The 23,830-nt window shown below is 69.5% G+C and carries 19 protein-coding genes and 1 pseudogene; 11 read left to right on the top strand and 9 right to left on the bottom strand.

What is annotated here, in order from left to right:
- The first annotated feature begins 95 nt into the window (after positions 1-95).
- Positions 96-2,771, top strand: a complete 2,676-nt coding sequence (locus MYF83_RS10300) for a CHAT domain-containing protein (protein ID WP_248960011.1) — start codon at positions 96-98, stop codon at positions 2,769-2,771.
- 156 nt (positions 2,772-2,927) lie between these two features.
- On the opposite strand, the gene MYF83_RS10295 is transcribed toward MYF83_RS10300, so the two are convergent.
- The gene (locus tag MYF83_RS10295; RefSeq protein ID WP_248960010.1) at positions 2,928-3,473 is read right to left on the bottom strand and encodes a YceI family protein; all 546 of its coding nucleotides are present in this window, start codon (positions 3,471-3,473) and stop codon (positions 2,928-2,930) included.
- Positions 3,474-3,876: 403 nt separating this feature from the next.
- On the opposite strand from MYF83_RS10295, the gene MYF83_RS10290 reads away from it, so the two are divergent.
- Positions 3,877-4,485 carry a TetR/AcrR family transcriptional regulator gene (locus tag MYF83_RS10290; RefSeq protein WP_248960009.1) on the top strand — a complete coding sequence of 203 codons (609 nt, stop codon included), beginning with the start codon at positions 3,877-3,879 and terminating at the stop codon, positions 4,483-4,485.
- On the opposite strand, the gene MYF83_RS10285 is transcribed toward MYF83_RS10290, so the two are convergent.
- Together MYF83_RS10285 and MYF83_RS10280 are read right to left on the bottom strand one after the other, a co-directional pair.
- On the bottom strand, positions 4,482-6,608 hold the full coding sequence (locus MYF83_RS10285) for a prolyl oligopeptidase family serine peptidase (protein WP_248960008.1): 2,127 nt from the start codon (positions 6,606-6,608) through the stop codon (positions 4,482-4,484). The genes MYF83_RS10290 and MYF83_RS10285 overlap by 4 nt on opposite strands.
- Positions 6,609-7,515: 907 nt before the next feature.
- On the bottom strand, positions 7,516-8,937 hold the full coding sequence (locus MYF83_RS10280; RefSeq protein WP_248960007.1) for a PI-PLC domain-containing protein: 1,422 nt from the start codon (positions 8,935-8,937) through the stop codon (positions 7,516-7,518).
- 290 nt (positions 8,938-9,227) lie between these two features.
- Between MYF83_RS10280 and MYF83_RS10275 the strand changes: the two genes are divergently transcribed.
- On the top strand, positions 9,228-10,838 hold the full coding sequence (locus MYF83_RS10275; RefSeq protein WP_248960006.1) for a GMC family oxidoreductase: 1,611 nt from the start codon (positions 9,228-9,230) through the stop codon (positions 10,836-10,838).
- A gap of 145 nt (positions 10,839-10,983) precedes the next feature.
- Here the strand turns inward: MYF83_RS10275 and MYF83_RS10265 are convergent, their stop codons facing one another.
- Positions 10,984-11,244: a hypothetical protein gene (locus MYF83_RS10265; RefSeq protein WP_248960005.1), complete on the bottom strand. Its 261-nt coding sequence runs from the start codon at positions 11,242-11,244 to the stop codon at positions 10,984-10,986.
- A 98-nt stretch (positions 11,245-11,342) separates the two neighbouring features.
- Here MYF83_RS10265 and MYF83_RS43665 point away from each other — a divergent pair, with 98 nt between their 5' ends.
- Both MYF83_RS43665 and MYF83_RS44235 read left to right on the top strand, forming a co-directional pair.
- Positions 11,343-12,368, top strand: a complete 1,026-nt coding sequence (locus MYF83_RS43665) for a helix-turn-helix transcriptional regulator (protein ID WP_248960004.1) — start codon at positions 11,343-11,345, stop codon at positions 12,366-12,368.
- Positions 12,369-12,437: 69 nt separating this feature from the next.
- Positions 12,438-12,567: pseudogene (locus tag MYF83_RS44235) on the top strand (SCO5389 family protein); the annotation flags it as partial.
- A gap of 34 nt (positions 12,568-12,601) precedes the next feature.
- On the opposite strand, the gene MYF83_RS10250 reads toward MYF83_RS44235, so the two are convergent.
- The 4 genes from MYF83_RS10250 to MYF83_RS10235 form a co-directional block, all read right to left on the bottom strand.
- Positions 12,602-13,288, bottom strand: coding sequence for a response regulator (locus MYF83_RS10250; protein ID WP_248960003.1), 687 nt, complete (start codon positions 13,286-13,288; stop codon positions 12,602-12,604).
- 1 nt (position 13,289) lies between these two features.
- The gene (locus MYF83_RS10245) at positions 13,290-15,317 is read right to left on the bottom strand and encodes a sensor histidine kinase (protein WP_248960002.1); all 2,028 of its coding nucleotides are present in this window, start codon (positions 15,315-15,317) and stop codon (positions 13,290-13,292) included.
- Complete coding sequence (locus MYF83_RS10240) at positions 15,314-16,012, bottom strand: hypothetical protein (protein WP_248960001.1); 699 nt, start codon at positions 16,010-16,012, stop codon at positions 15,314-15,316. Before MYF83_RS10240 ends, MYF83_RS10245 begins: the two co-directional genes overlap by 4 nt.
- Positions 16,013-16,833: 821 nt before the next feature.
- The gene (locus tag MYF83_RS10235; protein ID WP_248960000.1) at positions 16,834-17,442 is read right to left on the bottom strand and encodes a hypothetical protein; all 609 of its coding nucleotides are present in this window, start codon (positions 17,440-17,442) and stop codon (positions 16,834-16,836) included.
- A 157-nt stretch (positions 17,443-17,599) separates the two neighbouring features.
- Between MYF83_RS10235 and MYF83_RS43660 the strand changes: the two genes are divergently transcribed.
- The 3 genes from MYF83_RS43660 (at position 17,600) to MYF83_RS10220 (ending at position 20,887) form a co-directional block, all read left to right on the top strand.
- Positions 17,600-19,582: a sensor histidine kinase gene (locus MYF83_RS43660; RefSeq protein ID WP_248959999.1), complete on the top strand. Its 1,983-nt coding sequence runs from the start codon at positions 17,600-17,602 to the stop codon at positions 19,580-19,582.
- On the top strand, positions 19,579-20,214 hold the full coding sequence (locus MYF83_RS10225; RefSeq protein ID WP_248959998.1) for a response regulator: 636 nt from the start codon (positions 19,579-19,581) through the stop codon (positions 20,212-20,214). The genes MYF83_RS43660 and MYF83_RS10225 overlap by 4 nt, the downstream gene beginning before the upstream one ends.
- A 268-nt stretch (positions 20,215-20,482) precedes the next feature.
- The gene (locus tag MYF83_RS10220) at positions 20,483-20,887 is read left to right on the top strand and encodes a YcxB family protein (protein WP_248959997.1); all 405 of its coding nucleotides are present in this window, start codon (positions 20,483-20,485) and stop codon (positions 20,885-20,887) included.
- A 162-nt stretch (positions 20,888-21,049) separates the two neighbouring features.
- On the opposite strand, the gene MYF83_RS10215 is transcribed toward MYF83_RS10220, so the two are convergent.
- Positions 21,050-21,457, bottom strand: coding sequence for a hypothetical protein (locus MYF83_RS10215; RefSeq protein ID WP_248959996.1), 408 nt, complete (start codon positions 21,455-21,457; stop codon positions 21,050-21,052).
- Positions 21,458-21,584: 127 nt separating this feature from the next.
- On the opposite strand from MYF83_RS10215, the gene MYF83_RS10210 reads away from it, so the two are divergent.
- The 3 genes from MYF83_RS10210 (at position 21,585) to MYF83_RS10200 (ending at position 23,824) form a co-directional block, all read left to right on the top strand.
- The gene (locus MYF83_RS10210) at positions 21,585-22,214 is read left to right on the top strand and encodes a TetR/AcrR family transcriptional regulator (protein ID WP_248959995.1); all 630 of its coding nucleotides are present in this window, start codon (positions 21,585-21,587) and stop codon (positions 22,212-22,214) included.
- A 291-nt stretch (positions 22,215-22,505) separates the two neighbouring features.
- Entirely contained in the window at positions 22,506-22,769 is a 264-nt protein-coding gene (locus tag MYF83_RS10205; protein WP_248959994.1) for a DUF1905 domain-containing protein, read from the top strand.
- A gap of 401 nt (positions 22,770-23,170) precedes the next feature.
- Complete coding sequence (locus MYF83_RS10200; RefSeq protein WP_248959993.1) at positions 23,171-23,824, top strand: response regulator transcription factor; 654 nt, start codon at positions 23,171-23,173, stop codon at positions 23,822-23,824.
- Positions 23,825-23,830: the final 6 nt, after the last annotated feature.

Genomic DNA, 23,830 nt, shown 5'->3' with positions numbered 1-23,830 from the left:
GCGAAACGCCGCCGCACGCAAGGGGCGGCCGGAACGCTCCACCACGCCGCCCCGCTGTTCCGGGCGAGGTCCTGTGCGGGGTCCCCGACGAGATCATGGCTGAGGCCGACGCGGCGCTGGCCGCGGTCGACCGTGACCCGGTTTCGGGGCTCCCGCGCGCCGAGCGGGCCACGCACCGTGCCGCCCGGGCGCGACACGCGCCGGCGGCGTCCACGGCCGAACGTGCGTGGGGGCACGCGCTCCTGCACGTCGGCGAACTCGACAACGCCATCCGCCATCTGAGCCGCGCCGCGGCCTGGGGCGTCCGAGCGGGCCGCCCCGACCTGACCGCCGAAGCCCGGTACAAGCTCGCATTCGCGGTCCTGCAACGAGGCAGGCCCCAGGCCGCGCTGCGCGAGATCGACGCCGCGCTGCCGGACCTGCGCGGTGTCGCGGCCGCCCGCGCTCGCGCGCAACGGGCGATCGTGCTCCACGTGATCGGCCGCCTCGACGAGGCGCTGGCCGAGTTCGAGGTAGCGCTCCAGGTGCTTCGCCGCCACGCCGACCTTCTCGGCGTGCAGCGGATGCTGATCAACCGGGCCCTGGTCCACTCGGACCGCCATGCCTTCGCCGCCGCCGAACGCGACCTGCTGGAGGCCGAGACACTGGCACGAGAGCTGGGTCGCCCGCTGACCATCGGCCTCATCGCCAACAACCTCGGCCTGATGGAGACGCTGCGCGGCGACGTCCCGGCCGCGCTCCGCCACCTCGACCGGGCCGAGCACATCATCGGCTCGTACGGTGCACAACTGGGCACGCTGCACCAGGACCGAGCCGAACTGCTGCTGTCGGTGGGGCTGACCGCCGAGGCTAAGGCGGCCGCCGCTCGCGCCGTCGACTCCTACCGGCGCGAGCGCCGCTCGCTCAAAGTTCCCGAGGTGCAGTTGCTGCTGGCGCAGGCCGAGATCCTGTCCGGCAACCCGCCCGCCGCGCTGCTCCAGGCCCGTGCGGCGCTGCGGCGGTTCCGTGTCCAGGGGAGGCGGGAATGGACCGAACTCGCCCGCCTGTCCGTCCTGTCCGCTCAGCGGGCCAACGGCCGGCGGCCCCGCCTCTCGACGGCGGTCATCGACGTCATGGTCGAGACATTGGACGCGGCGGGCTGGCCAGGGGCGGCGCTGGACGCCGCGATCGTGGCCGCCCAGGTGACCGCCGAGCGCCGCGCCCAGCCGACGGACCGGGGCAAGGACTACCTGAGCCGGGCCGCGGCGGCGTCCCGGACGCGCGGACCAGCACTCGTCCGGGCTCGCGGCTGGTATGCGCGGGCGCTTCAGCGGCGGACGGCGGGTGACGCACGCGGCGTGCTCGCCGCCGTCCGGACAGGGCTGCGGGTCCTGGACGAACACGGCTCCGCCATGGGCGCCACCGACCTTCGGGTGCACGCCGCGGCGCACCGGGCCGACCTGGTGGCGCTCGGGCTGGAGGTGGCCTTCGAGGTCGGCCGCCCCGACGGCCTCCTGGAGTGGTCGGAGCGGGCTCGGGCCAGTCAACTGCTGGCCGCCCCGGTCCGCCCGCCCGACGACCGGAAGCTGACCTCGCTGCTGGCCCTGTTGCGGTCCATCACGCGGGACCTGGCCGACCGAGCCGCGGCGCCCGCCCCGTTGCTCGCCCGGCAGGCGGCACTGGAACGGCGAATCCGCGATCGCAGCCGCCACCTTGGCGGCACACCGGGCGGTACACCGCCGACTCCGGTCACACCACGGGACCTCGCCGCCGCACTTGGCCGATGGGCGCTGGTGGAGTACATCCGCCGGGGCAGCATCCTGTACGTCCTCACCGTGGTGGACGGCCGCGTGCGCCTCCGGCGCCTCGGGGCGATGGCCGAGGTGGGCGACTTGATAGAGCGGCTGACCTTCGCCGTGCGGCGAAACGCCCGCCCGGCCGCCCGACCCGCGCTGCTGGCGGCGGCCGCCGAGCTCCTGAACACCGCAGCCGCGCGCCTCGACGCCCTGCTGCTCCGGCCGCTGACCGAAGTCGGGGACCGCCCCCTTGTCGTGGTGCCGACCGGTCCGCTGCACAGCCTGCCGTGGTCCCTGCTGCCGTCCTGCGCGGGAATGCCCGTGACCGTGGCGCCGTCCGCGACGCTGTGGCACCTGGCGTGGACCCGCCGGTCACGGGTCGACGGGACGGATTCGTTCGCCGGCGGCCCGGTGACCGCGGTAGCGGGCCCACGGCTGCAAGCCGCGGGTCCCGAGGCGAAAGCGGTCGGGGCGATCCATGACGGCACCGTGCTCAGCGGCGCCGACGCATCGGTCGAGGCGGTCTTAGCCTCGCTTTCGAACGCCGGGCTGGCGCACCTCGCCGCGCACGGGCACCTTTCCGCCGAGAACCCGCTGTTCTCCGGCATCGTGCTCGCGAACGGACCGTTGATGGTCTACGACGTGGAACGGCTTCCAAAGGTGCCGCACACGCTGGTGCTCGCGGCCTGCGACAGCGGTCGCTCCGTGGTGCACACCGGCGACGAACTGATGGGCCTCGCGGTGGCGTTTCTCGCCCGCGGCACCTCCCAGCTCATCGCCTCGGTGCTGCCGATACCCGACGCGACGACGACCCCGGTCATGGTCGCGTTCCACGAAGGCCTGGCCGCGGGCCTCCCGCCCGCCGCAGCCCTCGCCGACGCTCAGCGGACTCTCGGCGGGAACGCCCCGGAGATCGCCGCCGCGGCGGCCGGCTTCGTGTGCATCGGCGCGGGAACGTACCCGGTCTTCCGCCCCCCGGCGCACAGGCCGACCTGACCAGAGAAAGGTCCCCCGAAGCTACTGAGATCCAGCATTCTCGCCGGCCGGGTGCTGCGCGCCCGAACCTCCGCCGGCGTCACCCAGGAGGTCTACGACCTGCTGGTCACCTACCAGATCCTGCTACCGCCATGGCCGACGCCACCGGGCCATCGGTCAGGACCGCCGGATCGCGGCGACGTCGAACTCCAGCGTCACCTTCTCGCTGACCAGGACCCCGGTCGCGGCGTTCCAGTTCACGCCCCAGTCCTTGCGGTCGATCGTGACGCTGCCCTCGAAGCCGACCCGGAAGTCGCCCCATGGATCGTTCTCGGCGCCGGTCAGCTCGAAGTCCACGGTGACCGGCTTGGTCACGCCGAGGATGGTCAGGTCACCGGTGACCTTGAAGCTGGTGTCGTCGACCTGCTCCACCCCGATCGAGGTGAAGGTGATGGTCGGGTGGTTGTCCGTGTCCAGGAACTTGCTGCGCAGGTGCTCGTCGCGCCGCTGGTTGCGGGTCTGGATGCTCTTCGCCTGGATCGTGAGCTCGGTGCTCGACTTCGACGGGTCCTCGCCGTCCAGGCGCGCGCTGCCCTCGAACTCGTCGAACTGCCCGCGCACCTTGGTGGCCATCGTGTGCCGGGCGACGAAGCCGATCCGCGTGTGGGCGGTGTCGAGGACGTAGTCGCCGGTCAGCTCGCTGAGCTTGGTCGTGGTTGTCACGCTTGGTCGCTCCTAGGGGGAAAGAGGTAGTCATCGTGCCCGGGTGCACGGTTTGCACGAAGTAGTCCCAGAGACCCTGCAGCCGCTCGATCCCGGCGCGGATCTCCTCCCGGCTGTCGAACTGGACGTTGATGTGAGGGATCCGCCACGCGCCGTCCTGTGTAACAGCGACGCGAAGCGGTCGTAGTCGCGCATCATTCCCGCGTCGGTGAACTCGCCGCGCAGCGCCTCGATCTCGAGGCGATCAGCGATGGCCTGAAGGTCGCTCATCGGTCTCCTCGGCTCATGCCGTGCACGGACGACTTCGACGCCGCTGGAACTACACGCTATGTATACTTTAGCTCAACTATACATCCCGTATAGTTGGCGCCCGAACCGGGTGACACAACGACGGAGGTCGCCAGTGACCGGGCCTATCGCCGTCCCGACCAACGCACGCAGCCGACGCACGCGCGCCGCCCTGCTCGCCGCGGCCCGGGCGCTGCTGGAGGAGCACGGTCCGGCGGCACTGACGATGGGCGCCACCGCCGAGCGGGCCGGGGTGTCGAGGCGTTCGGTCTACCTCCACTTCGCGACCAGGGCCGACCTACTGGTGGCGCTGTACGACCACGTGTACGAGGCCGAGGGGCTAGACGATTCCATCCGCCCGGTGCTGGCCGCGCCGGACCCAGTCGCCGCGCTGGACGAGTTCGCGGCCCACCTCGGCCGGATCCGCCCACGGGTCCGCGCGGTCGCGACAGCGATCCAACGGCAACGGCGTAGCGACCCCGACTTCGCCGCGCACTGGGACGTGGTCGCCCGCGACCAACGCCGGATCTGCCGCCATCTCATCGAGGCGCTCCACCGCGAGGGCCTGCTGGCGGGCTCATGGACCATCGCCAGTGCCACCGACATGCTCTGGGCGCTGATGTCCAGCGACCTCATCGACAACCTGACGATCGACTGCGACTGGTCCATCGACGGATACGCGGACCACATGGCCACACTCATGCGGGCCGCGTTCGTCGCCTAGTGTGGTTCTGCGGCAGTCTCGTGAAGACGCATGGTTGTCTTTTCCGGCGATAGACCGGTGTATTTTCCGGCGAAGGCCAGGATGTCCGCGGCCAAGGCCCGTTCTTTGCTCGCGGGGAAGGCGGCGTGGGCGGTGTCGGGTTCTCGACGCATGAGGATCGGCCGGTCACTGCTGGTGGCATGTTGGAGGGCCGCGCACATTTTGGTGACGTGGGCCTCTCCGGTCTGCAGATCGGTTACCGCGCCGGTGAGGAGGAATGCGGGATAGGGGGCTCCGGGCGTGATGTTGTGGTAGGGGGAGTATGTGAGTAGCCATTGGAGTTGTTCGGATTGGGAGGCGGTACCGAATTCGTCGGTCCATGTGCATCCCAGGCCGAAGTGTTCGTAGCGCACCATGTCACATAGCGGGCCTTCGGCGATGACCGCGGCGTACAGATCTGGTCGCTGTGTGGCGGCGGCGGTGACCAGTAGGCCGCCGGCGGATTGGCCAAAGATCGCCAGTTGGTCGCGGGTGGTTCGACCGGTGTTGATGAGCCAGGTCGCGGCGTCGTTGAAGTCGCTGACCGCGCGGTGTTTGTGTGGTCCGCGGCCGGCGTCGTGCCAGCGTTGGCCTTCTTCGCCGCCTCCGCGTACACAGGCGACCGCGTAGGTGCCGCCGGCGCTGACCCACGCGGCTGCCATGGGGAAGAACCATGGGCGCATCGGCATGCCGAAGCTGCCGTAGCCGTAAAGGAGGGTGGGGCGGGGGCCCTGATGTTCTTCAGCCGGGGTGAACAGGAACAGCGTGATCTCGGTGCCGTCGCCGGCGTGATAGCCAACGCTGCGGCTGCGGATCTCTGGAGTATGTCCAGCTATCGTGGCGCCGGTTTCTTGTTCCGTCCTCCCGCTGGTGGCGTCGTAGCGATAGATGGTGGGGGGTGTGGTCGCGTCACAGTAGCTGAACCATGCGCGATGTCCGTGTGGGATGTTCGTGCGCAGGGATGACACGACGCCCGCGCCGGGAAGGGGCAGACCGGTGAGCAGCCGGCCAGTGGCCAGGTCGTGCAGTGTCAGGGTGGAGGTGCCGTGGCGGGTGCGTGCCACCAGCAGGAGGGGCCGCGGAAGTGCCGGGTCGTCCAGGACCAGGCACTCGTCCAAGGGGGCCTGGGGATCTTCGGCTACCAGCGCGCGCCATGCGGCCGGGTCGGTGTCGTGCCGGTGCGCCATACAGATGCGGCCACACGGGGCCTGGTAGTCGGTGACCAGCAGCAGATTGCCGTCCGTGAGGAAGCGTGGGAGAACACGGGCGCGTATGGTGCGTCCGTCCACGATCTTGATGAAACGCGGGGCTTCCGGATCGATGAGCTCGGCCACGTACACGTCGTTGTGTGAGGCGGGCCCAACCGTCGCAGTGATCGCCAGATAACGGCCGTCGGCGCTGACCGTGAGCCCGTAATAGTGGTCTGGGGCATCGTCGCCGCCGAGCACCACCGCGTCGGTCTGCCAGGGCGAACCGACCCGATGCAACCTCACCCGCCGCTGCAAACGCATGTCGCCGGGGGCCAGTTCCTCATCAGGAACACGGCTGACGTAGTAGAACGCATCCCCTCCCGGCAGCCAGGCAAGCGAGGTGTTACGGGCGCGTGGCAACGGCCCGTCCACCGCCTCGCCGGTACGCACGTCCAGCACCATGATGTCGCTGCCGGGCTGCTCGGCGACCTCCATCTGGACAGCCACACGTTCGCCCTCGCGCGATGGCCACCAGGAATACAGCCCGGTATGGCCGGACGGATCGATCTCTACCGGATCGACCAGCACCCGCCTGTTGCCCTCGGCGTCAACGACGAGCAGGCGCCGTTGCTCATCCCCACGGAGCTGCTCGGCAAGGAACATGACCGAACCACGCGCCATCGGAGGCTCCGACACGCCGAAGGATGACACCTGATCCATCAAAGACGCCCACGATTGCTTCTCACGCCATCCGGCGCGATACGCGTGGAAGAGACGATCCTGGGCCGCCGCCCAGTCCCGCACGCACGCATCATTGCCGTCTTCCAACCACCGGTAGGGATCGGAAACCAGGAATCCGGACAGATCCTCCACCACATCGCTGCGCCAAGCGGCAGGGTAGAACAATCGCGCCATAAACGCCCCCCGATGTATCGCCCCGCCTGCCATAGGTCGAGGTACTGCGGCCTATACGCACCGCAGTACCTCAGCTCACTTAGCTACGACTCGCCGCGGAGAATGTCCGCCTGCCAGCCGCGTACACCCCCAATGCGGGCAGCCGGACCGGAATCGCGATACGGTAGGTGTCCATTCATGTCAGCCTCCCGGATTCGTCGATTCGCCCAGAATGGGCGATATACGACAACAACTGTACCCGCCCCTGCCGGCCATATTGGCTATTCTCCTGCTAAAATTTCGTGCAAGGGAAGAAGGCGCACTTGAATGCCACGAGAAGGTCGATCTCGCGCAAAAGCAATTCGTAGCCTTTCGAGATACATCCCCAGGGCTGACGGAGTTCCTCACATCGTGAGACCGAGCGCTGGTGCAGCGGGACCGAGTCGGGCCACTCCACGTCGTTGCACATGGTCGCGGCAGTGGCGGCGGCGGAGTTCTGCATGACCGCGTCCGGCGGGGAGCTGGGCGCGGGCAGCGGGCCCGAGGTCAGTGCCGCCTTCATAAGCCCGGCCAGCGCGGGGAAGTTCGCGTCTGAGTGTGACCATGACCTCATCACAAATAAGACATGTATTCGCAAAATGTCGGGAGTATGCGGTCAGACGGCTGGGGTACCGGGTCGGCGCATCCACCGTATGACGCCCCCGAAACCGTGGAGATTCTTCAACACGGCGATGGGCTGCTGAAGTCCCGCCCTGGCTGCTGCTTCGGCGGCCGGGGGCAGGTCGTCGGCGGCGGTGTACTCGCTGCCGTGATCGTGTGGAAGGTCATCCGCCGACGTCGCCGCAGCGTGGTTTCGTGTCGCTGCCAGCCAGGTCGGCGGACGACTCGGGCAACACCGTCGAACCGACCGTGATCCGCGCCTACCGGATCACTCGACAGCGCCGGATTGGGTGAGGAGGTCCTGGTACCAGGTGTCGTACGGGTGGTTGGTCGCCGGATAGTCGGCCAGCGGGTTGGTGGCGTCGCTCACTGAGTCGAAATCCCAGCCGCGCACGAGCCGTCCCGCCTGCCGTGCCGCGGTGATGAACGAGGACTCGCCGGCGGGCGCCGCGTAGAACAGCGCGCCCTGCTGGAGCTCCGCGCTGTCGCCCTGCTGGAACTCGTCGAAGGCGGTCTGCTGGTAGCGGATGCGGTCGCCGGTGTACCTGTCGGTGTCCATCCGCAAGGTCTGGGACGGGGTCGGGCCGTCGGCGCCGTTCCACACGTGCACGCGCGACGCGCCGCTGGTCGAGGTGGCCGTGTCGTAGCGGGCGTCGGAGGTCTTGGCGTTGCCGCTCCACGAGACCGTCATCGCGCCGGCGTTGAGCACGCCGCGCCAATTCCAGTTCTGGCTGCCGCTCTGGCTGCGGTGTATCTCGCGTAGCTGGGTGCCTGCCGCGTCGGTGAACCTGACCGTCGGCAGGACGCCGTCGTCATACTGGCGGCTGGGCGACCAGGTGATCTCGCCATCGGCATTGAGGTGACCGACGCGGTACCACAGCGTGGTGGCGTTCTCGGACTGGTGGACCTCGACCAGGTCGCCGTTGTCGTTCAGCGTGACGGCCGGCGTGACGCCGGTGTCGTACTTGCCGTGGCGTAGCCAGGTCACGCGGCCGTCGGTACCGTACGCGCCGGTCCAGTACCAGAGCGCGCCCGCGCCCGAGTCATTCACCTCCACGACCTGGCCGCGGCCGTTGATCGCGACGGCCGGGTGGTAACCGACGTCGCGTTTGTACGCGGTGCGGGTCTTGCCGTCGCCAGAGATCAGAGGGAGCACCCGGCCGCGCAGAGTGTCCACCGACGGTGGGCTCGTCGGGTAGTCCTTGGCCCAGAACAGCCGCGAGCCGAAGACAGAAGTGAGCTCCTGGTTGAGCGCGGCCAGGTTGCCTGCGGCGTACGAGGTGTTGTCGGTCAAGTCGTCTTTGACGTCGAGCGCGACGACGATCGGTGCGGCGGTGGGATGCTGCGCGGACCAGGTGTTGATCACGTTGAGCCAGTCGCGCAGGAGGTTCGACGGGGGGTTTCCCGTGTGGTCGACCAGGTTGCCGGGGGAGTCGTGGCCGATGGAGTAGTCGTGCGAGGTGGCGTAACCGTTGTCGTGTATGTCGAGTTCGATGAAGCGAATGCCGCGGTCGAGTTGGTAGGCGATCGAGCTCTTGGCGCCGTCGACGTTGCCCGAGTAGCTGTTGTGCGTGGCGCGAAAGATCGCCGAGGGTAACGGCGGATCCGCCGACGCCTCGGCATTTCCACTGATCAGCAGCGCGGACGCGGCGACGGCAAGCACGGACGGAACGGCTCTTGAACGCGGCATTTTCTGATCTTCACATCGGGGATGTTCCCCGACAATACGATCACGCGCTTTCGTTCACGTTCCTATCCTGACCAGCGGCCCGCCCTTCGAAGACTTCCTCCATGCGATTCAAGCGTGTGGGTGCCGGGCGGAGGACCGGCGAGGCGGTGCCGCGTCCCACGATCGGGCTGATCGACCAAGGCCCACCCGTTCCAATAGCGTTCAACGTCTTGACCAAGCGTTTGGCTGGTGGAGTACATTCGCTCTGGCTGCGGTGTGCGTGGCCGTTCGTCGTCGCTTGCGAGGGCCACATGGATGAGTCTGCCGACTATGTCATCGTTGGGGCCGGGAGTGCCGGATGTGTGCTGGCCAGGCGGCTCGCCGACACCGGTGCCCGCGTCGTCCTGCTGGAAGCAGGCGGATCCGATCGCTCGAGGCTGGTGCGCAAACCCGGGCTGATCGCCGTGTTCCACAACATCCCCGAGCTGAAGAAGCGGCTGGACTGGGGCTACTACAGCAGCCCGCAGGCCGCCGCGCTGAACCGCAGGATCCCGCAGACCCGTGGGCGGGTGCTCGGCGGCTCGGGGTCGATCAACGGGATGGTGTTCGTGCGCGGCCACCGCCAAAACTACGACGACTGGGCGGCCGAGGGCTGCGAGGGCTGGAGTTACGCCGACGTCCTGCCGAGCTTCAAGCGGATGGAGAACTGGGTGGACGGCGGCACCGACCTGCGCGGATCCGGCGGCCCGATCCAGGTGACCCGGGCCAAGGACATCACCCCGGCCGCGCAGGCCTTCATCGAGGCCCTCGCCGACACCGCGGGCGTCATGAAGAACGACGACTACAACGGCGAGTACCAGGAAGGCGCCTCGCTCTTCCAGCAAAGCGCCCACCGCGGGCTGCGTTACAGCTCGTCGGTCGGGTACCTGGACGGCCACGGCCTGCCGAACCTCAAGATCGAGACAGGCTGCCTGGTCACTCGCGTCGTGCTCGAGAACGGCCGCGCCACCGGGGTGGACGTGATCACCAAGGAGGGGCACCGGACGACCCGGGCCGCCCAGGAGGTGATACTCGCGGCCGGCACGTTCGGCTCGGCGCAGCTCCTCATGCTCTCAGGCGTCGGCCCAGCCGCGCACCTGCGCGAGCACGGCATCGAGGTCGTCGCCGACCTGCCGGTCGGGGACAACCTGCACGACCACATGTTCGTGCCGATGACGTATCTCATGAAGTCGGCCCGCAACCGCGGCACCGCGCCGTACTTCGCCGCAGGGCTGATCCGGGAGACGCTGCGCAGCGGCACCACCTGGGTGAGCCGCAGCGTCTTCGAGGCCGTCGGCTTCGTCCGCAGCTCCATGGCCTCCGGCGATGTCCCCGACATCCAGCTCCACGCGCTTCCATGGGGATACCCCGGCCCCAACCAGGACGCGCCCATCCGGCACAAGGTCGACCCGCGCCCGTCCCTCACCCTGCTGGCCACGCTGATCTACCCCAAGAGCCGGGGCACCCTCCGGCTCGCCTCCGCCGACCCCACGGCCGCGCCGGTCATCGACCCCGCCTACCTCGCCGAGCCGGACGACCGCAGGCTGCTCCTGGACGGGATGGATCTCGTCCGCGACGTGATGGCCAACAAGATCATCTCTGCCGACGTGACCGGCGAGCTGTCCCCCGGCCCCGCCTACCCGGACCGGGCCGCCCTGGCCGCCGAGCTGCCGAACCGCGCCACGACGGTGTACCACCCGGTCGGCACGTGCCGGATGGGCGCCGACGAGCGGGCGGTGGTCGATCCGGAACTTCGGGTGCGCGGCATCGAGGGCCTGCGCGTCGCCGACGCCTCGATCATGCCGTCCATCACCGGAGGCAACACCAACGCCCCCGCGATGATGATCGCCGAACACTGCGCATCCCTCATGCTCCAGCCCTGAGTTCGTGGGCCGCCGCATCCCAGGACCTTGACCTCCTCCGGCGCGGTGCCCGCCTGGTCCAGCTGGTCCAGCTGGTCCGGCGGGCGTGGAGGGTCCCACGGGGCCGGCAGGCCCACAGGGCACGACGGGGCCGAAGCGCGTTGGCTCAACGGTCTTCGTCGACCGGTTGGAAGATCCTGGTGTTCGGGGTACCGGCGAGCGCCGGCGCGTTCTGCGGGTTGGACCACACGGTGGTTTGCAGAAATTGCAGGAAGGTTCGAGCGGCGTCCGTGGTCAGGAAGTCCAGGTCGATCGTGACGTAATGGTCGTCGTCGACGGGGCGCATGATGCGGTGGCGCAACACTCTCGATTGACTACGGGCCTCTGCGAAGGTGTCGAACGCTTGACGCCACAGTGCGAAGTCCACGATCGGGTGTTCAATGCGTAGGGTCGGCATGACACTGACGCTAACGATGGCCGGGCGCGCCGCCTATCCCAGATGTCTGGGGGCTTTATGTTGGTGCGGTGGTGTATGCAGCGGCCGTGGAGCGGGTGCGGCGGATCAGCCGGGTAGCGACCGACTCGCGAACGCTACGGTCGCAAGTCCTGATCGAGATCGGCCGCGTCGTGCCGTTTGACGCGTACGTCTGGCCCCTGACGGATCCGGAGACGTCCGTCGGAACGGAACCGCTCGCCTCGATACCACCGACGCTCATGCCGGCGCTGCCGCAGTTGATCCGCCTCAAGTACCTGACCGAGGCGAACCGGTGGACGAGTCTGGCCGCCACGGCTCGACTCGTCAGGCCCGCGGACAGCCTAGTGTGGCGCGAGCTGTTGTGTGCTCACGGTGTTTCCGACATCGCCTCAACGGTCTTCCGAGACCGGTACGGCTGTTGGGGCTTCCTCGACCTGTGGCGCGTCGGCGGCGTTTTCACCAGTCCCGAGCTGACATTCCTCGATGGCATCGCGGAGCGGCTGACAGAGGACCTGCGCCGGTGCCAGGCACGCACGTTCACTGCCACCGGTGGCGCCCAGGGTCCTGGTCCGGTTGTCCTGCTGCTCGCTCCAGACATGCAGGTGCTCGAGCAAACCCCGCAGACACACGACTACCTGATGCGGATGCTGCCACCGGACGCGGGCATGGAACCCGTCCCGGCCAGCGCCTACAACGTCGCAGCACAACTCGTGGCGGTCGAGGAGGGGATAGACCTGCAGCCACCCTGCGCTCGGGTGCATCTTGCCGCGGGACGGTGGCTCACGCTCCGCGCTGCACGTCTCGGCCCGGCCAGCCGCTCCGACGCACAGATCGCCGTCACAATCGAGGGGGCTTCGCCCGGCGAACGGACGGCTGTGTTCGCCCGGGCCTTCGGGCTGACCACGCGCGAGACAGAGCTCCTGATGCACTTGACGACAGGGGCCGACACCCGCGCCGTCGCCACCAGCATGTTCCTGAGCGCGAACACCGTGCAGGATCATTTGAAGTCGATCTTCAGCAAGACCGGAACCCGCAATCGGCGCACCCTGCTCTCCCGCGCGCTCGGCACCGGATAACCCCGCACGACTCCATCACGCCGAACCAGCTTCGAGAACATCCGCTTCGGGGAGAAGGCGCAGCCCGGCGGCGTACGACTGGCGTTCCAGAACTGTCACCGGGTGGCCGTGTTCCACCCAACGACGACGGACGCCCTCGCCGAGTTCGTACGCCCCGGCCCAGATCCTGAACCAGAAGCCCGAACTCGTGGACTGCTGAACAGCCCGCACCCCGGCCGGGGCGGCGATCCGGTTCACACCGTCCCCGGGCCCCCGGGTTCCGGGGTGCCGAATCCCACGCGCCGGGCCCGTACGATGGCCTGCGCCCGGTCGTCGACCCGTAACTTCGCGAAGATGCTGGATACGTGGTTGCGCACCGTCTTCTCGCTCAGGAAGAGGCGGCGGGCGATCTCGCTGTTGTTGAGCCCGTCGGCGACCAGTCGCAGCACTTCGATCTCCCGGTCGGTGAGCTCGGGCAGGGGCCGGGCGGCCCGGCCTCCGGCGGGGGCCGCGGCGAAGTAGGCGAGGGCGCGCTCGGCGACGCCGCTTCCAAAGATCACCTCTCCCAGGACGACCGCCCTGACCGCGCGGACGATCTGCTCCTGCTCGGCGCCCTTCACGAGGTAGCCGCGCGCTCCCGCCCGCATCGCCGTGAAAAGCGACTCGTCGTTGTCGAACATCGTGAGCACCAGCACCGCCACCTCGGGGAGCCGCGTCCGCAGCTCGCCGATCGCCTCGATGCCGTTCGTGTCCGGCATGTCGAGGTCCATCAGCACCACGTCCACGCCTAAGTCGGCGGCGAGTTCGACGGCGGCCCGGCCGTCCGCCGCCTCACCGGCGACGACCAGCCCGTCCACGTCGGCGAGCGCCGCGCGCAGGCCGTACCGGAACATCGGGTGGTCATCGGCGATGAGCACCCTGATCGGCTCCTCGGCGGTCACCTCATCCCTCCAGCCTCAGCATCGCGAGGACCAGCGTGCCCCCGCCGTCGGCGGGGCCGACCTCGCACGTTCCACCGAGCTCGGCCGCCCGTTCCACCATCGACCGCAACCCGATCCCCCGGCCCGGCCGGCTCCGCTCGATGCCCACGCCGTCGTCCCGTACGGCCAGCCGGAGCACGCCCGGACCGGTAAACACGTCGACCTCACACACCTGGGCATCTGCGTGCCGGGCCACGTTGGTCAGCGCCTCCAGCACGATGCGGTAAGCCGCCACCTCGACCGCGGAGACGAGCGACGGCAGGTCCTCCGGGGCCGTGACCGTGATCGACAGAGCACCGCCCGTCCGGGCCGACAGCGTATCCGCGTGCCGCCGCACGGCCGCGACGAGGCCGAGGTCCGCGAGCCCCGCCGGACGCAGATCGGCGACCATGCGGCGCACCTCGTCCAAGCCGCCGACGACCTCGGACTCCAGACGTCCGAGCAGCTCGGCGGGGCCGGACTCGCCGACCGCCCTCCGTGCCGCGCCCAGGCCGAGCGCGACCCCGGCCAGCGTCGGGCCGAGCCCGTCGTGCAGGTCCCTCCGGATGCGGTGCCTCTCCTCCTCCCGGGCCGCCAGCACCCGGTCCCGGGAGCGCCGCAGGTCACGGGTGAGCCGGACGCCGTCGGCGGCGGCGCCCGCGTGCCGGGCGAAGTCGTGCAGGAGACGCTCGTCGGCCGGGTCGAGCCGGCGCTGCCCCTCACGGAGCCCGATCGTTAGCCGCCCCACGTCCTGCCCCGCGTGCCGGAGCCGCAGGTGGACGAGGGCGGCGGACGGCTCGCCGTACAGGGAGGCGGGGAGGTCCTCCCCCTCGAGGGTCACCGCGGCGTACGGCAGGCGCAGGCCGGCCGCCACCGTCCGCACGATGATCGCCAACACCTCGTCGGGGGCGATCGCCGCCGACAGCTGGCGTCCCAGATCCGTGATGACGGTGTAGGGGTCGCGGCTGCCCCCGTACAGGAGGCGGTCGATCGCCCGCTGGACCAGCGCCCGGGCGGGCGACAAGCCGAGAGCGATCACCACGGCGGCGGCCACTGCGCCGGTGCCCTGACCGCCGAGGACGTTCGAGGCCAGACCGACGAACAGCCCGAACACCCCCGCGACCAGGACGGTCAGCGCGACGTAGACGAGAGTGCGGCTGAGCAGGCGGTCGGCCCCGAACAGCCCGTGGCGGACCGTCGCCACGCCCAGCGCAACGGGGAAGAACCCCCACGCCGCGGCGGGAAGCAACCCGGTGTCGTCCCGCGGCAGCTGGGCAAGCAGCCCGACGAGGAAGGGGACGAAGAACCAGCCGATGCGCCGCCGCTCGGGCCCCTCAGCCCGTCGCAGGCGCAGCACCAGTCCCACCGCGCCCGCCAGACCGCAGGCGACCGCCACAGCTAGCGACGCCCCCACCACCGCCTCCAGCGTCGCGTCGGCCCCACGCGGCAGGGCGAGAGGATCGGTCCACCGGGGGAACTCGTCCCGCATCGGCGCGCCCGACAGGACGACGGCCACCGTGCCGCACGTGACGGCGGCGCCTCCCACCCACAGCAGGGGACGCCACCTCGGCGAGGCGGCCCTGCCGTCGGGGAACAGGGGGATGATGAACGCGGCCGCGAGCAGCATCCCGGGGAACCACACGTAGGCCCCGAGGAAGGCGGCCACGCCCGCCAGCGGCAGCGGCGGCGTCCGCTGCGCGTACTGTGCGCCGAGCACGCACAGCCCCTGGAGCTGGCCCTCCGCGACGAAGATCCAGCCGAGCGCGTGGTTCGGCCGGCTGCGCACGACCACCGCCCCCACGACGCCGAAGGACACCGCCACGGCGGCCCCGGTCACCTCGTTCTCGCTGACCAGCCTGGCCGGAGCCTGCCCGTTCACCCGCGCGAGGACGACCCACAGCAGCACCTCGACCACGGCGGCGACGCCGAGGGCGACGGCCGCCGTGGACCGGGCGCCCCGGCGGCCGTTATCCGCCGAGACCGCCACGGTCGCCGGGCCGGTAAAGGTCATCGCCGCTCCATCACGCCGCCGCGGCCGTCGATGCTCTCCGCCACGGGCGTGCGCAGCAGCGCCACCGCCATCCAAACCAACCCCGCCGCCGCGATCAGCGTGCTCGGGAACGGCGGATTAACCAGCTCGGTCAACTGGAAGGCGACCAGCAGTGCCGCGGCCGCCCGAGGGAGGGCGCGGGAGCGCCAGACGGCCACCATCATCACGACGATACCGACGAAGGCCCCCACGAAGAACATCGCCATGAAGACCGTTCCCGGCAGCGAGGGGTCGGGGCCGTCGCCTACCACCGCAGAGAAGACCGCGGGGTCGATCTCCCCGCTTCTGGCGACCATGTAGCCGACCAGCCCGACCCCCATGATCATGGCCTGCCCGGTGAGCCCGAGGACCAGCAGCACTGCCCCGGCCCACGCGAGCCGCGGGGATCGGCGCCGGGACAGCAGCAGCCAGACGGCGGTGGCGCCGAGGAGGCAGGGCGTGGCGAGCATGTCGGCCGTGATGGCGATCCCGGCTGGGCCGGGGTGGGCAGCGGTCCAGGTCAGCGAGTCCGCGCCGTTCAGATCGGGTTCGATGAGGTCCGCGACTGCCCACAGCAGCCCGGACAGAGTCAGGGTGAGCGCGCCGGCGACGCGGGCCGCCACGCTCCAGGAGGCCGCGGGCGACGCGGTGCGGACCGGACTGTCGAGCGATGTCATTGGAGGCTCCGTTCGTGACCGGCCGGGATCCGGCCGAGTGCCACAACGGTCCATCGGGACCTGTCCCGGGCACATCCGACCGGGGTCCCGTCCCGGCCCGGGCGGTGAGGCACGGGAGTAAGGCCCAGCCGGGCCGGCAGGAGGAGTGCGGCGGCCCGGACGGGCGCGATCGGCACCGCGGCGACCGGGAGCAGTGCCATGGCAGGCGTGGGGTCGGCGACTGCGACGTCTTTTCAAGCGCCGACGTCGTCGCCTACCTCACCCATTGGATTCACCGGCGGCGGGACAGACCCAGCCATGTTGTAGCCATAGGTGACGCCGTTGTTGGGGTCGACGGCGCTGCTCCAGAAATGCGCCACCGTTCGCGTCGTCGGCGCCGCCGGCGCTTCGAGATTCGAGGGGTCCAGGGGTCGCGGTGAACCGCGCTGGCGGTCCCGGCGGCGGCGATGCGTCTGGTCAGGCCTGTTCGGGTACGGGCTGGGTCGCAGGAACGGTGGTGACGATGGTCGTCTCGTCCCCGGTCGCGTCCGGTGAGACCAGCACCTTCACTCCGATCGCGGTGAAAACCGACGATCCCGAATGTGTTGCTGACGATGTCCCGACGAGGGAGTCAACCCGCGTGAACCCAGCCAGGACGTCGTGACGGGGGCCAGAATCCCTCGCGGTCATTTCCCTGTATGACCTGCCCTTGCCCGGTTGGGACCTCGCCACCGAATTGTCTATCTGTCCCGAACGGGGTACGGCGTATGTGTCTCGGAAGAATCGAGGGCCCCCATCCGGGCGGGACACCGGATGGGGTCGGGATCGGGAGGCCGTGCCGGCTACGGTATTGCGGCTGCGGCGCGGGCGGCGCGGCCGGGCAGGATGATCGCGATGGTGAGGAGGACGGCGGCGAGGAGCAGCGCGGAGCCCTTTAAGCCCATCGGTCCACCCTCTCCGACCGGTCCGCCGACGAGCCACGTGACCGCCAGGGCCGGGCCGGCCCACCAGGGGAGCACCCTGGCCCGTACGGTGCCTACCGCGAACACGATGACTCCGATGAGCGACGTGAGCATGGACAGGAAGTAGACGGGGCCCAGCGCTTCCGCCTGCTTCGTGACCAGTGACGCCACCAACGGCGGCAGGAAGCCGATCAGGCCAACAGCCGTGACGGCGAAGCCGATCCGGCCGGCCAGACCGTCCCGAGGGCGCTGGATCGAATGGATCCCGGTGATCGCGAGCAGCGGGCCGAGCACAAACGGGAACCCGTCGGCGGTGAAGACATAGTCCATCGGGGACGTGTACGTGGTGTCGCTGGTGGTCGCGAACAGGTCTATCGCGGCCAGGACGGCGCCCGCGAGCGTGCCGAAGATGAGCCCTATCTCCGCGATGATGACGGCGGACCGGGAACGGGTTCCTTGTTCCTTGGCCGCCGCGGCCGGTGTCGACATGGTCGTCTCCTTCGGTCGGGTGAGGAGGTCGACGCTAGGCGGGCGATGGCGGTGAAGCGTCAGGCCGCGAACGGATATCGCGTCCGCCCCCGGGCGGACATATTTCTCCGCCGGTGCGCTGACGCACTGAGCTGACCGGGCACCTATCGTCAAATCTGTGGAACTCCCGACCCGTGCCGACACATGGTTCGCCGTCGCCCTGACGCTCGCCATGGCGGCAGGCGTGGCGGTCACGGGGCCGGCCGGCGTGGTATCGCGAGTGGGGGCCGTCGTCGCGTCCGCCGGACTGATGGCGATGGCGCAGCGACGCCGCCGGCCGCTGCCGGCGCTCGGGGCGGCGATCGTGGTGGTGCTGGTGGAGGTGGTGGCCGCACCGTCCGGGAGCGAAGCACCCGCGTTTCTCGCAATCATGATCGCCACCTACTCGCTCGCGGCTTACGGCACCCCCCGTCAGCTGGTCGTCGGGTTGGCCGCCGCGGTCGCCGGGGTGTGTGGGGCGCAATATCTCGGGCCCCCGCAGGGCTACTCGCACGGGTCCGCCATCGCCTTCTTCGTCGGCCTTCTCGTTCTCGCTCCAACCGTCGTGGGAACCCTCGCAGGCACGCGCCACCATCTCGCGCGCCGGCTTCGCGACTCCGTTGAGACGTTGGAACGGCTGGGTGAGCAACGCGTGACGTCGCAGGTCGCGGCGGAACGCGACCGCGTCACCTCGGACATCGAGCTCGTTGTTCTGCGCGGTCTCGACGAGCTGCGCACTGCCGGGCAGGCGCGCACCCTGGATCAGGTGGGCCACGTCGAACGCATCGCGCGGGAGGTGTTGGGGGCCATGCGTAGCCTCGTCGGCGACCTGCGCATCCGCGGCACGGAAGGTCTGCGGCCGATCGAGCCGCTGGCCGTCCTTCGGGCCCGGGTACAGGCGGCTCTGCCCGAAGTGGACAAGCCGGACCCCCGTTCGGAGCTCGCTCGCCGCAGCCTGCTGGGCCCTGCTCTTGCCGACCGCCTCCTCGGCGTGGGCGTCGCGGTGTACGCGGTCGTGGCGGTCGGTCTGGATCCATCGACTGTGGGCAGTGCTGTTCGTTTCCCCACAGGGGCGGCCCTGACGGTGGCGACCATCCTGCCGCTGGCGTGGTCACGGCGGGCTCCGTTGAGGGCGGTGACCGTATGTGCGGCCGCTACGGTCGCCTACGTGGCCGTGGCCTTGCCCCCAGATCCGCTGGGCGGCCTGACACTGGTGCCGTGCACGCTCATCGCTCCGCTGGTCGTCGGTCTGCTCTGCCGGTCCGTACGGGCGGTGGCAGGCCTGGCGATGTGCCTCGGTGCCACGACCGGCGCGGCGATAGTGGACAGCGGTGCCGATGTGAACGCCAGCGTCGTCGTCCCCTTGTATGCGCTCGTGGTGGGCTGTTGGGCCGCCGGCGTGGCACTGCACTCGGCCGCCACCGCTCTCGCCGCGCAGGCGGACGCGGTGGTGAGCGAGCGCGCCGAGCAGGCAGCGCTTGTGGCGCAGCGGGTACGAGCCGAGCGGGCTCGACTGGCCCGGGAGCTACACGACGCGGCCGGGCACGCCCTGACGGTCATCGTGCTGCAGGCTACGGCCGCGCGCCGCGTGTGGCACACCGCCCCCGACCTGGCCGCCGAGCACGTCCGGGTCCTCGGACAGACCGTCGCCGAAGTGGTCTCAGAACTCCGCCCGCTCGTGCTGTGGCTGGCGATGGAGGATCCATTGGAGCCGCGTACGAATCTCGACGCCCTGGTCTCCCGGGCCCGCACCTGCGGGCTTCGCGTGAAGACCTACGTGTCCGCGCCCATCGACCACACGACCTACCGGCTCGTACAGGAGGCGTTGACCAACGCGGCCCGCCATTCGCCGGGGGCCGTCGTTTCCGTCACCGTGAGAGAAGATGGCGGCTCGATCACCGTGGAGGTCACCAATGGTCCGCCGCAGGCCGGCATGGCGGCCGCCCCCCCGGCTGGGCCTGGTCACGGCCTGCGCGGCATGGCCGAACGCGTTGCCGCCCGCGAGGGCAGCCTCGCCGCGGGTTCGCTTCCAGACGGAGGATTCGTCGTACGGGCAACGCTCCCGGCCGGGGACCCTTCGGCGGAAGGGTCGTATCGTCCGGCTCCCCCGGAGGCGGCGTGATCCGCGTCCTCCTGGCCGACGACCAGTCAATGGTGCTCGCTGGCCTCCACACAATCCTGTCGGCTGAACCGGATATCGGAGTAGTCGGCCAAGCCCGGGACGGCAGGATGGCAGTCGAGCTGGCCCGTGAGCTGACGCCCGACGTGATCCTGATGGACATCCGGATGCCGATCGTCGACGGCCTCGCCGCGGCCCGCGAGTTGGCCGGGTCGGCCTCGAAGGTAGTCATGCTGACCACGTTCGACCTGGACGAGTACGTGTACGAGGCGCTGCGCGCCGGCGCCGCGGGCTTCCTGGTCAAAGACATCCCCGACGACCAACTCGTGGCGGCCGTCCGCGCGGTCGCGGCAGGAGACACCCTGCTCGCCCCGTCGGTGACCCGCCGCCTCATCGAGGCGTACGTCCGTCGCCCACCTGCCGCGGCGATGCCATCCGGCGCCGCCGAGCTCACGGCACGCGAACTCGAGGTGTGGCGACTGGTCGGCGCGGGTCTGTCCAACACCGAGATCGCGGCGAGGCTCTACCTCGGCGAAGCCACCGTGAAGACGCACGTCTCTCGCGTACTCGCCAAACTCGGCGCCCGCGACCGCGTCCAGTTGGTGGTGCTCGCCTACGAAAGCGGGGTCGTCTGAGCCGTACCAGCAGTTGATGCGGTAACGCCCAAACGTCCTTCCGCTGACTGTGGGCGCCCCGGAGCGATGAAGCAGTCTGCCGCCCCACAGTCCCCGCACGTTCGTCGGGCGCTGCGAGACACCGCCACGCGAGCGCGAGCAGGCTGATGGCGTGGCCGCCAGCACCCATTGACGCTCGATCTAGGATGCGACGGTGCAGATATCCATGTGGGTCCCCCACGACGAGAAACGGCTACGGCGAACACTCCAATTCCTCCTCCGTCCACAGATGAAACTCATCCGCATCCTGGGCGGAGTGCTGATCGTCCTCGGCCTTGCCCTGCTGGCACTGGACCCCTCGACGCCGCTCGCCTACCTGGCCGTGATCCTCGGCCTGCTGTTCGTGGTCGCGATCGCACCGATCACGTTGACTTGGTCAATGCGTGCGCAGTCCAACGTCATCAAGGACGGGTCTCACGTGACTCTGGACGACGAGTGGGTCACCGTGACCTACCCGCTAGCCGAGTCGCGGTTTCGGTGGGCCGGCCTCGGCCGCGCCATCGAGACCCCCGAGGTCTGGTACATCATGTTCGGCAAGATCCAGGCGGTCACGATCCCGAAGGACCCGATGACCGATGAGCAGCGGGCCGAGTTCGCCGCGTTCGTCGACGGGTTGCGGCACGCCTGGAAGTGACCGCCGCCCATCCCGAAACACACCAGCGACGCCCGGCCATGTCGTCTGCCCACGTATTCGGCAGCACCCGCCACGACCCCACACGAACAGGACGCCGAAACGCACGACACTCGGCAGAGTCGGATGTCCTCCCCAGTAGGGTGCGACTGATCTCTCAGCGGCTCACCGATCCGTAAGGTGCGCGCGGGCCTCCCGCCAGATGATTGACGGTTCGCACCGCTCGGCCGCCCATGTGGTCGATGTCAGACGGCCACGCCGTCGGTACCGCTTCGTGATCACCACGTGGTCGGGCAATGCCACGAACTGCCGTAGCGCGTCCTGGTCTCGCCAGACCGACACCGAACCGCACTGGCGCCTCAGCGGTTTGGTCCACAACCACATGCCAACCGCACCTGCCAGGTCCGGCCAGGCGCTGCGCAGGCGCATGCCGGCCCGGTAGATCCCGGGCAGGTCCCGCGCGTGGTCGGCGCGGAACGCCGTCACCGCGACGAGCACGGCGCCGGTGGCGTCAACGTCCGGCCCCGGTGTCCATGAGGTCCGCAGCACGCGACCCCTTTCGACGTCCGACATCCCCATCAACCTTCCCTATTTTAAGCACGATCGTTCGTGCTTGAAAAGGACGATAGCACGTGCTGAGTTACGATCAACCGAACGTCCGTACGCTGAATGAGCGAATCAACGAGGGTAGGGTTCCGGCATGGCGGGTCGGCCACGTGACGAGCGTGCCCGCGCGACGATCCTTCGTCGCGCGGCGGACATCGCCTCGAAGGACGGCCTGGAGGGCCTGTCGATCGGACGGCTTGCCGCCGACCTCGGCGTGAGCAAGAGCGGGCTGTTCGGCTACTTCGGCTCCAAGGAGGAACTTCAGCTCGCCACCCTGCGCGCCGCGTCCGCCGTGTACCTGGACGAGGTGGTCCAGCCCGCCATGGCCATCGCGCCGGGCCTGCATCGACTGTGGCGGCTGTGCGACACCTGGCTGAACTACTCACAGCGGCGGGTGTTCCCGGGCGGATGCTTCTTCTTCACCGTTGCCGCCGAGTTCGATGCCCGCCCGGGCCCCGTTCGCGACGCGGTAGCTGCCGCCGGCCTCGACTGGACCCGCCTGATGACACGCACGATCGAGGACGCACGCCAACTCGGCGACCTCGTGAAGACGACCGATGCCGAACAGCTCGCCTTCGAGTTGATCGCGCTGCTGGAGATGGCCAACGCCACATCGCTGTTACACGACGACCCTGTTGCCTACCGGCGCGCCCGGACCGCCATCCACGCGAGACTGCGGTCCGCCGCCACCGTGCCGCTGTCCACCGTCGACGTGGAGGAATGAGCGACGCCAATGCCCGCCAGCAACGAGTAGCTTCAGCTCACCGTGGGCGCGGCGTTCGCGTCGCTGACGCCGCGCGCCGCGTCCCGACTTCTCACAGCGTGAATGCCGCCTGGGCTGCCCACACGCTCATCGGCAGAGTCGAGCACCTGTGCGTACCCCCTGCCCCCCGATCAGCGGCATGAGCGGATGTCGAACACGGCCGCGATCGCCGGTCAACTGGCCGCGTGAACGCTTCTGCTGGAACTGGTCGGCTCCTATCCTGATCGAACGAACCTGGAGTTCAGCGGCGAGATGTGGTTCTGGAAAGGCCCGGCACCGTGGCACTTCATCACCGTTCCCGAACAGGAGTGCGGTGAGCTGGAAGCGACTTCTGCCCTCGTGACCTACGGCTGGGGGATGATCCCGGTCACGGCGCAGGTCGGGGGAACCGGGTGGAAGACATCGCTGTTCCCGAAAGATGGGCGGTACCTCGTGCCGGTGAAGGCGTGGGTGCGGAAGACCGAAGGGCTTGAGTTAGGCGACATGGTGACGGTCCGCCTGGCCGTCGATGTCTGACCAGCAGGCGAACCAACGAGTTCGCTGCGCGCGGCATGTCAGGACGTTGTTGAATCGATATTGCATTCGCGTCGTGGCGAGCTCCGGCACTGCCGAACTCAGCGCGCTTCGAGCAGCGCGAGGTCGCGCACCGCGAAGCGGCGGTGTTCGCAGTGTTCTCTCATCACCACGCGGAGGCAGTCGCCGACCGAGTGCGACTCCACACCCCAACGCGGGCGCGCAGCCACGAGGTCATCTCTGTGCCCTCGTAGACGTCAAGGGTCGGTGCCTGTAGGGGCGCCCCGCCACCGTAGAGCTGGTGTTCGCCATGCCGGGGGCCGTTGTGACAACCATGTGACCGTCTCACCCGTACGCTGGCGTTCCGGATCGGAGGCGGACACGGGCGGTCGGGAGAGAGACGGATGAGGGTCCTGGTGGTTGAGGATCACGTGCGGCTCGCCGATTCGGTGGCACGGGTTCTGCGGCGCGAGGGCATGGCGGTCGACGTGGCGTATGACGGGACGACGGCCCTCGACCGCGCCGTCGAGGTCGACTATGACGTGGTGGTCCTCGACCGGGATTTGCCGGGTGTTTCCGGCGACGAGGTGTGCCGTCGGCTGATGCGGGAGCCGCTGCGCACCCGGGTGCTCATGCTGACCGCGGCCGGCACCATCGCCGACCGGGTGCAGGGCCTCACCATCGGCGCGGACGACTACCTGCCGAAGCCGTTCGCCTATCCCGAGTTGGTGGCCCGCATCCGGGCGCTCGGCCGGCGTTCCCAGCCCGCCGTGCCGCCCGTGCTGGTGCGCGGTGACCTGGCGCTCGACCCGGCCCAGCGGGTCGCCACCCGGGCCGGGGCGCGGCTGGCGCTCAACCCCAAGGAGCTGGCCGTCCTCGAATACCTGCTCGCCGCGCAGGGCCGGGTCGTCTCCGCCGAGGAACTCCTGGAACGGGTGTGGGACGAGGCCACCGACCCGTTCACGACGACGGTGAAGGCGACCATGAACCGCCTCCGGTCGAAGCTTGGTGAGCCGCCCGTCATTCAGACCGTTCCCCGGGCCGGCTATCGAATCTGAACGGGA

It is taken from the genome of Sphaerisporangium perillae, assembly GCF_023276435.1.
Lineage (GTDB): Bacteria > Actinomycetota > Actinomycetes > Streptosporangiales > Streptosporangiaceae > Sphaerisporangium > Sphaerisporangium perillae.
Note: the sequence above shows the minus strand (reverse complement) of the source record. Positions and strands in the feature narration are given on the sequence as shown.

Bases quoted from the DNA above. Each gene is read 5' to 3' on its own strand.
- MYF83_RS10300 (WP_248960011.1), top strand. From the start codon at position 96: ATGGCTGAGGCCGACGCGGCGCTGGCCGCGGTCGACCGTGACCCGGTT.
- MYF83_RS10285 (WP_248960008.1), bottom strand. From the start codon at position 6,608: ATGGCGCGATTGTTCTACCCTGCCGCTTGGCGCAGCGATGTGGTGGAG.
- MYF83_RS10280 (WP_248960007.1), bottom strand. From the start codon at position 8,937: ATGCCGCGTTCAAGAGCCGTTCCGTCCGTGCTTGCCGTCGCCGCGTCC.
- MYF83_RS10275 (WP_248960006.1), top strand. From the start codon at position 9,228: ATGGATGAGTCTGCCGACTATGTCATCGTTGGGGCCGGGAGTGCCGGA.
- MYF83_RS10245 (WP_248960002.1), bottom strand. From the start codon at position 15,317: ATGACCTTTACCGGCCCGGCGACCGTGGCGGTCTCGGCGGATAACGGC.
- MYF83_RS10240 (WP_248960001.1), bottom strand. From the start codon at position 16,012: ATGACATCGCTCGACAGTCCGGTCCGCACCGCGTCGCCCGCGGCCTCC.
- MYF83_RS10235 (WP_248960000.1), bottom strand. From the start codon at position 17,442: ATGTCGACACCGGCCGCGGCGGCCAAGGAACAAGGAACCCGTTCCCGG.
- MYF83_RS10220 (WP_248959997.1), top strand. From the start codon at position 20,483: ATGAAACTCATCCGCATCCTGGGCGGAGTGCTGATCGTCCTCGGCCTT.
- MYF83_RS10215 (WP_248959996.1), bottom strand. From the start codon at position 21,457: ATGTCGGACGTCGAAAGGGGTCGCGTGCTGCGGACCTCATGGACACCG.
- MYF83_RS10210 (WP_248959995.1), top strand. From the start codon at position 21,585: ATGGCGGGTCGGCCACGTGACGAGCGTGCCCGCGCGACGATCCTTCGT.
- MYF83_RS10205 (WP_248959994.1), top strand. From the start codon at position 22,506: ATGTGGTTCTGGAAAGGCCCGGCACCGTGGCACTTCATCACCGTTCCC.
- MYF83_RS10200 (WP_248959993.1), top strand. From the start codon at position 23,171: ATGAGGGTCCTGGTGGTTGAGGATCACGTGCGGCTCGCCGATTCGGTG.